This window comes from Mixta mediterraneensis (assembly GCF_030283135.1).
GTDB lineage: Bacteria > Pseudomonadota > Gammaproteobacteria > Enterobacterales > Enterobacteriaceae > Pantoea > Pantoea mediterraneensis.
In genome coordinates, this window is the sequence record NZ_JASUAZ010000078.1 from 1 (window position 1) to 7,012 (window position 7,012).

At 51.2% G+C, this 7,012-nt stretch carries 10 protein-coding genes; 3 read left to right on the forward strand and 7 right to left on the reverse strand.

The annotated features are described in order from the left end of the window. From QRY16_RS21125 to QRY16_RS21150, 6 genes are all read right to left on the reverse strand, one after another. A partial coding sequence (locus QRY16_RS21125; protein ID WP_289777956.1) for a DUF2303 family protein occupies positions 1-662 on the reverse strand: 662 nt, incomplete at its 3' end. A gap of 79 nt (positions 663-741) precedes the next feature. Beyond that, positions 742-1,116 carry a YfdP family phage-associated protein gene (locus tag QRY16_RS21130; protein WP_099705601.1) on the reverse strand — a complete coding sequence of 125 codons (375 nt, stop codon included), beginning with the start codon at positions 1,114-1,116 and terminating at the stop codon, positions 742-744. 48 nt (positions 1,117-1,164) lie between these two features. Further along, positions 1,165-1,713, reverse strand: a complete 549-nt coding sequence (locus QRY16_RS21135; protein ID WP_193403515.1) for a DUF2815 family protein — start codon at positions 1,711-1,713, stop codon at positions 1,165-1,167. A gap of 17 nt (positions 1,714-1,730) precedes the next feature. After that, entirely contained in the window at positions 1,731-3,032 is a 1,302-nt protein-coding gene (locus QRY16_RS21140) for a DUF2800 domain-containing protein (protein ID WP_289777957.1), read from the reverse strand. Positions 3,033-3,035: 3 nt separating this feature from the next. Continuing rightward, on the reverse strand, positions 3,036-3,878 hold the full coding sequence (locus QRY16_RS21145; protein WP_289777958.1) for a hypothetical protein: 843 nt from the start codon (positions 3,876-3,878) through the stop codon (positions 3,036-3,038). A gap of 8 nt (positions 3,879-3,886) precedes the next feature. After that, entirely contained in the window at positions 3,887-4,030 is a 144-nt protein-coding gene (locus QRY16_RS21150; protein ID WP_158233084.1) for a hypothetical protein, read from the reverse strand. An 86-nt stretch (positions 4,031-4,116) separates the two neighbouring features. Between QRY16_RS21150 and QRY16_RS21155 the strand changes: the two genes are divergently transcribed. Continuing rightward, positions 4,117-4,494, forward strand: a complete 378-nt coding sequence (locus QRY16_RS21155) for a hypothetical protein (RefSeq protein ID WP_289777959.1) — start codon at positions 4,117-4,119, stop codon at positions 4,492-4,494. Between the two features lie 122 nt (positions 4,495-4,616). On the opposite strand, the gene QRY16_RS21160 is transcribed toward QRY16_RS21155, so the two are convergent. Further along, entirely contained in the window at positions 4,617-5,291 is a 675-nt protein-coding gene (locus tag QRY16_RS21160; protein WP_193403510.1) for a S24 family peptidase, read from the reverse strand. A gap of 126 nt (positions 5,292-5,417) precedes the next feature. Between QRY16_RS21160 and QRY16_RS21165 the strand changes: the two genes are divergently transcribed. Beyond that, positions 5,418-5,627 carry a helix-turn-helix transcriptional regulator gene (locus QRY16_RS21165; protein ID WP_193403509.1) on the forward strand — a complete coding sequence of 70 codons (210 nt, stop codon included), beginning with the start codon at positions 5,418-5,420 and terminating at the stop codon, positions 5,625-5,627. A gap of 3 nt (positions 5,628-5,630) precedes the next feature. After that, the gene (locus QRY16_RS21170) at positions 5,631-6,905 is read left to right on the forward strand and encodes a hypothetical protein (RefSeq protein ID WP_289777960.1); all 1,275 of its coding nucleotides are present in this window, start codon (positions 5,631-5,633) and stop codon (positions 6,903-6,905) included. Positions 6,906-7,012: the final 107 nt, after the last annotated feature.

Genomic DNA, 7,012 nt, shown 5'->3' on the forward strand with positions numbered 1-7,012 from the left:
AGCCTGAACGGAAATCCCCTCTTACCTTCACGCAGCCGCGCCAGCACCTCATATGACTCACCCGTAGGGCACGCTTCCACCCCCATCGGCCCTACGTCCGGTACCACACTGGGGCCATTGGCGCGGTCATCGCTGTCACTCAACTGCCCCCCCCCGGTGCCGCCGCGGATAGCGGAACCAAATACTGCTTTGCGGATCACCTGGAATTTAGTCGCAATTTCCAGCAGTTCCGCACCGGTTGGGGTAACAATGTCGCCAGCGCGGTCTTCCAGAAATTCAGCGAAAGCCTCCTGCCCCATAGCGGTTTCATCATGTTCTTCCCAAATCTTCCAGGGTTTGGACTTCACGCACTGATAAACAGCGGAGTGGCTACACCAGTCTGGTGTGGCAGGATCGGCGTGGTAGTCTAGCTGGGCGGTTAACTTTGTCTGGTTGGCATCGGCCAGGATCACCGAGGCATCGGTTGCAAACTTTGCGCAGTACTGGATGAAACTATCAGCGGACAAGAGTTTTACGTTCTGGCGGATGCGGCGCGGCGCTGGAAGAAAGTGCTCAAGATCGGCCAGTTCGTAACCTTCTGGTAGGGCAACCGCTGGGTTACCGTGGATATCAAAAACCTGCTGGCTTTTTACAACGTCCTGAATAGTTTGAGCTTCGGTCATTTCTTTGTTCCTGTTTTGGATATAAATAACCCGGCGCGTTGGCCGGGTGAGTGGTTTCCCCTGGTACTGGCTAAAAGGGTCAGATAACTTTACGCAGGCTGGTTTCCTGTTCTGGCAGGGTGCGCCGTTCCTGTTGTCCGGCATCAACCTGTTTCAGTTCGGTGCGTACTGTGCTGGGGTCGTCACGCAGCAGATCGCCATCCGCTGTCGAATACATAATGGTTTCGGCGCGTTCGCCCTCTGGTACTTTGCTGGCGACAACCGGGGAGATTTTCACTACGTCTTCGTTGGCTTTACTGAACATTGCCACTTTGAGTGTCAGTGTCAGGGAACCCGCTTTACCGGTTTCGCGTACCGCTTTCACTACCTCGGCCAGAACTTCGGTCAGTTCTTCATTCAGGGTGCCTTTGTTCAGGTAAACCAGTTGTTGGTTAAATGGGGTGGTATTCATCATGTGCTCACCTTTGAAGGTTGAACCCCGCTGGCGGCGGGGCTGGATGGGTTAGATCAGCGATTCGGCGTCAGCGCCTTCGCTCACATCGTCGAAATCGTCTTCGGTTGCCACGCCGCCGCCAGCGAATGCATCACCATCGCGACAGAACTGGACACCGCCGAGCGAAGCGTTAATACGTTTGCCAAAGTTGTTATCCATCGCCCAGATATCGATGGTGGCGTTAACATAGCAACCGGCATACGGCTTGCCATCGGCGGCGGTCAGCGCGGAACGATCGCGGTCGATAACCAGTGGCCGTGCTTTATTACTGGCAGAGACAAATTTATTACCGGGGTAGCCCTCGTATTCGGCTTTTTCATCGCCATCGTGCAGGCAGACTTTCAGGCCGGTGCGTAAGGATTTAAGAACGCTGTCGGCTTTCGGCCCCCATTTTTCTTTAGCTACCTGAGCGATAGCCGCTTCAATTTCTTTCACGCAGGGATGGTCTGGTGGGAAAATAAATGCGGCGCTAAAACGTGGCTCACCTTCACCGTTAACAGTTTTAGGTTCAAATAATGCCGGAAATGCCAGTCGCACGTTATTCAGTTTTACTTTCATAGATATTTACCTTTAATTCAAATGAGGGATTCAGCGGCTTCAACATCGTCAAAGTCGTTTGCAGGATTGATGTTTAAAGCTGGTTTGGGATCGGACTCTGGTGCTATTGTTGGTTTTCCATCAGGGCGGGTAATAATGGCTTCTACCTTCGCCCAGCGGCGCGGGTTGGCCTTTTTAATGAGTTTCTCAGCTTGCGCCGGGCTGATAACTTTGAAGGTATAAACTTCTTCCTTTTTATACCGGAACTGGTCTTTAAGTAGGGAAATGGCTTCTTCTTCACTACTCCACGAACGGTTACCCTGTTTACCCTGAACCAGTTTATAGCCGGAAACGGAGTGGCCATTTTGCAGCATATTAAATGCCGCAGAGCGGACGCTTTTACACCAGCTTTCGATATGGTCAATCAGTGGTAGTGTTTCGCCCAGCCATTTACCATCCGATTCAGCCAGCTTCTGACGGGCGGTGGTCAGTGCGTCTTCCAGAGGCGGCGGGTCGGATATTTCGCTGAAATCATTCATCAGCGCAGCCGACACATATTCCGCCTGCGCCTGGCATTTACCTCGCCGCTTGCACCAACGGCAGGTTTTCTCTCCGGGGTGGAATGCCGTTGCCGGAATAACATCGGGGCCGTTATCCCCTGCGTGGTCTGCCAGTTGCAGCACATCGGCAGCGATGGCTTTCACGTTCTGCCCGAACTCTTCCAGATTTTGTACACTGCATTCGTACTCGCTGACGTGGTTGATGCGCGGCTGGTGGATAAACATTCGTACACGATTGATGTCGGCGATCAGACTGACCTGTTCCAGTGCTCCCAGCGCATAAATCATTAGCTGGGGGTTTTCGAACGCATCCACTTTCTCATAGCCATATTTGAGGTCGTGGATCTGCAATTCGTCGCCGATGATGATTACCGCATCAGAGGTACCAAACTGATCGGGTATACCGACGATGTGAGAGAAGTCGCACTTCTGCTCCACCATGAGTATCGCGCCGGGGTGCTGCGCCAGCGTCCAGACCGCTTCGACATACTCACCCACCTTATCAACCATTTCCTGACTGACCTGCGGCCCCGGATTCGGTTTTGATGGATGCGCCAGCGGATAGGTTCCGAGATAGGTGCCAACGTCACAGCCTGTATATTCTGGTGGGTGTTTCTGTCGGTTACGAAGAACAATCTCCGCCAGAGTATGGGCTGCTGTACCCTCTTCGGCATAACACGTTGTTTCGTCAGTCTCAAACTGTTCAATGGCCAGTGCCGCCGTACAGTTGAGCCAGCGGTGTGCTGCTGAGGGGGATAATTTCGCATGTTGTTCCGGCATTGCTCATCCCTCCGCCAGCGCCTGTTCTGCCAGCATCACAACGTCTGCCAGATTTTTTTGGGGAACCTGACCCAGCTTCTGAGCGCCGAATTTGTTCAGGATTTCCACCGCTTCATTACGATAGCCGCCTGTTGTCAGCTTCATAACCAGAGTCCTCGCCTGTTCAAAAAGTGCTGCGGTGTCCTGCTCAGGCTCGGCGGTTTCCGGTTCTGGTGTTGCCTCCGGCTCGGCTTTCTGAGGTATCAGGTCAGCGCGTTTGTTGTACGGTGTTGTGATGTACAATTCGGCAAAAGCCTGACGTTCGTCGATAGTTTCCATCGCACTCCAGTGCGCCAGCATGACGATGCAGAGATCGAGTAACACTGCGCGTGTGGTGTTCTTCACCGCTTTGCAATCAATCAGCGCAAGGCTCAGTGCGTCAGTGAACTGATCGCGTTTGTTGCCATTCTCATACGCCCGTGCTTTATCTACCTGTTCAGTCGTGAGGTTCTTAGCTTTCGCGCCGAACAGATTGGCCAGCGCTGTGATAATGCGGATATCAAGTGATTCAATATCAGGTGCTTCTTTTTCGGGCTTCTCCTGCAATTGCAGGTATTCGACTTTGGTGATCTCAATACCAGCGTTGGCGTCGATTATCGCTTTCAGCGCGGTAGTATCATCCGCCACGCCGGTTTTTAGTCCGTCCAGGCTTTTCCACCAGAAAGGCCCCTTTCGTTCCTCTTTTTTGGCGCTGTCTGTTTTCGGTTGCGGCGGTGCGTCAGGCGCAAAGGTTTTGCCGCTCTGCATTGCGGCAATTAGCTGGCGCATTACCTCGGTATTTTCTTTAATGACTAATTCAAGGCTCATGGGGTACCTCAGATATAAAGGGTGATCGGGAAGTGGGCGTTGGGGTTTCGTTCCAGTTCATCGCGCTTACGCAACCAGCGCAGGCGGCGAACGGTGTTATTTACGGGGGCGGTGCCTAACGGGGCTGTTTTGACTTTTTCAGGCTGTTGCATTGGGTTGAATCCTCCGTTTCATATCGGGGAGCACACTGATCGGGTCAGCAGTGTGCTTTCGGGTATAAAAAAGCCCATCGCGGGGGATGGGCAAAGACTACACACAGCAATTTTGGGGAGGGGACAGGTCAAACTTCGGCGTTAAGTTCGTCTCGAATATCGCCAGCGGCCATCATCAGATCCCAATCGTTATCTCGCAGCGCGTCTTCCGCAACGCGCCAGGATATTTTGTACATCCTCATAAGGTACTGAATGAGTTCTGTTTTGTTCATCTTGTCGTTTCTCTCAGTGGTTTTACTCGCGCCCTGAACTACAAGGCGCTGGTAAAGTCACTGCGCGGTCTGTCCGCTTTATTACTGCATTGGCTTATCTCCTGTGTTTATTTGCCCCGTATTGCCGACATCCTGTCCCGCCACGGTTCCGACGCATGGTTTAAAGTCGCGCCGTTCGACTATCAATTTTGAATTCTGCAAAAATTCAATAATGAATTTATAGTGAAACATGAATTCCCTGTCAATTCAAAAGTGAATTTATTTTTGCAAAAAATTACCGCCTCACAGGGCGGCGGGAAGAAAGGATAGTTGAATCAATCGCCTATGTAGAGGGAAGGTTTTGCTATTCCTGCGACATACTGAATGCTTTCGATCTCTTTAAGGGCAAAGCGTATAGGAAGGTGTTCTTCGTTTATCGACATAACCATGACTTCGGCATCGCGCTCGTAAAGAAAGGTTTTTACCATTACTTGTTCATCCTTGGTAATGACAAGTACCTCATCTCCCGGCAGGTAGCCGTGGCCAGGTTCAACAACGACATACTCACCGTCTTTGATGCGTGGCTTCATGGAATCACCAGAACAGCGAAGAGCATAGGCCCCCGGGTCCTTTGTTGGCCAGTTGATAAAGCCATCCCCATAGCCAACCGGATACTGAAGGTTTACCCAATGCCCCCCGTTACCCAGTTGTGCACCTCCTACGACAGGAACCTTTGTGAAATGAAGCAGTTCAGGTGAACTATTAACATTACATTCGGGTTTTAAGTCAATGAGATCCTTTTCCATCAGTTCTTCAACCTTAATTTTAAAGTAATCAGCAATACGCTTCAGCAGCGCATACTTCGGTTCTTTAATGTCTCCCGCGATCAGCCTGTGCATAGTGGGTTGTGGGATTTTAGTACTTTTTGCTAACTCAGTTACGTTCGCCACCCCTTTACGTTGCATCAGGAGGGTAATATTGGCGATTAGTTGATCTGTTGATTTGTTCATGCCTGTGTCCTTGTTGGGGTATCCAAGGCTGAATATTCTATATTGAATAGTGTACTCTGGCTTTTAATTCAAAACTGAATTATGATTTAATCCGGTATTGAATTTAAAAGTAGTGAGGAACTCTCTATGCAACCTCTTTCTCCCCAAGAAACGGTCAAGGCATTGATTGCATCAGGCCTTACGCAGGTTGAAATCCAGGCCCGCACAGGCATTAGCCAGGCATCAATAAGCCGTATCGTATCGGGTAAAAATGCTGACCCAAGGTTATCTGTTGTACGTACGCTGGAAAATCTATTCTCAGAAGTGAAAGCTCAAACAGCAGAACAAAAGGCTTAACCCATGCCTATACACTACTCAGTGGGGCAGGGAGCTACAGATAGCCGACCAGCCCCCGCGCGGGCGAAAGACTTTGCCGACTATCGGACGAAAGTTGAACGCTTGCGGAAAAATATTGGCGTCACTCACGATGATTCAAAGGACATCTTGTCCCGTAAAAAAAAGCGCCTGTCTTACCTTTGGGGGGCGATGCGCGACACGTCGAACGGACGTAGCGCCGTTAATGCGGGTGACCGCGATGTAATATGGCTGGATATGGATGGCTGTTCGGAAGCTGACTGGCCCGCGTTACGCGATTCCGCGTCGGTATATCTTGGATTTGCCTATTCCACCGCCAGCCATGAGCATCCAACCGCAAACAGAGAACAACGCTGGCGTCTGTGTTTCGCGCTCTCCCGCACCGTAGCAACATCCGATTATAAACGCCTGTGCGAAGCGATTGAGCGGGAGTTGATGGACTGCTACAGCCTGATTGGCGATGACCCGGTTAAATGGGACAGATCGGTATATGACCTTGATCACATGGTGTATGCCCCCCATGAAAGTGCCATTTTTATTGATTTTTCAGGCAAGGTAATTGACGTTGATATGCTGTTGGCAAGGGCTGGCGATGTGCCATCTCCGTCTGTATCTGATCACGCCAGTGATGATTTATCGCGTCTCGTCGATCTGAATCACGTAACCCAGCAGACCTTTGACGATTTGCGTTCAGCGATGTGGCATCCCACTGTGCTGGCTGATGCACAACCTGAATGTGGCAGGCATAACGCCTGGGCGTCAATGGGGTGTCGCCTCGCATGGTTTATGGATACTGAATTTGAAGGACAGGCCAGAGATCTGTGGCTGGAATGGTCTGCTGCCGGTGGTGGAAGCGCTGCGGATATTGCGGAGGCTGAACGCCGCTGGGATGAAGGTAAGTTGACAGCAGATCGCACTGGTTTCCAGGCTATTTTTACCCGTGCGCAGCAAGCCGGATGGAAAAATCCTGCGGCTGAACGTATGCGCCAGTCCTCTGTCGCCAGCGTTGAGGACTTTGACGAATTCCCGCCAGAAGAACCCGAACAACCCCGATCATTTCCTCACTCAGGTGGATACGGTAAGCCGGGAAAGTTTATCGTTGAAGGGCTGGTACCTGTGGGCGTTGCCATGTTTTACGGCCCTTCATCCTCTTTTAAATCGTATTGCATCATATCAATTCTTTGTCGGGTAGCGATGAAAACGCATCGCTGGGCCGGGCGAAACATCAAAGGCGGTGCGGTTCTGTCGCTACCGATGTAAAACTGGCCCACCTGCCGATGTAAATCTGACCCACCTAGGGTAAAAATGGCAGTTTTAAGGCACTGCCAATGATGACATTGGAGACCAGAGTGGAGATTAGTGTTTTA

Excerpts from the sequence above, each read along its gene's own strand:
- QRY16_RS21130 (WP_099705601.1), bottom strand. The coding sequence starts at position 1,116 with ATGATGAATACCACCCCATTTAACCAACAACTGGTTTACCTGAACAAA.
- QRY16_RS21135 (WP_193403515.1), bottom strand. The coding sequence starts at position 1,713 with ATGAAAGTAAAACTGAATAACGTGCGACTGGCATTTCCGGCATTATTT.
- QRY16_RS21140 (WP_289777957.1), bottom strand. The coding sequence starts at position 3,032 with ATGCCGGAACAACATGCGAAATTATCCCCCTCAGCAGCACACCGCTGG.
- QRY16_RS21145 (WP_289777958.1), bottom strand. The coding sequence starts at position 3,878 with ATGAGCCTTGAATTAGTCATTAAAGAAAATACCGAGGTAATGCGCCAG.
- QRY16_RS21150 (WP_158233084.1), bottom strand. The coding sequence starts at position 4,030 with ATGCAACAGCCTGAAAAAGTCAAAACAGCCCCGTTAGGCACCGCCCCC.
- QRY16_RS21155 (WP_289777959.1), top strand. The coding sequence starts at position 4,117 with ATGGGCAAAGACTACACACAGCAATTTTGGGGAGGGGACAGGTCAAAC.
- QRY16_RS21160 (WP_193403510.1), bottom strand. The coding sequence starts at position 5,291 with ATGAACAAATCAACAGATCAACTAATCGCCAATATTACCCTCCTGATG.
- QRY16_RS21165 (WP_193403509.1), top strand. The coding sequence starts at position 5,418 with ATGCAACCTCTTTCTCCCCAAGAAACGGTCAAGGCATTGATTGCATCA.
- QRY16_RS21170 (WP_289777960.1), top strand. The coding sequence starts at position 5,631 with ATGCCTATACACTACTCAGTGGGGCAGGGAGCTACAGATAGCCGACCA.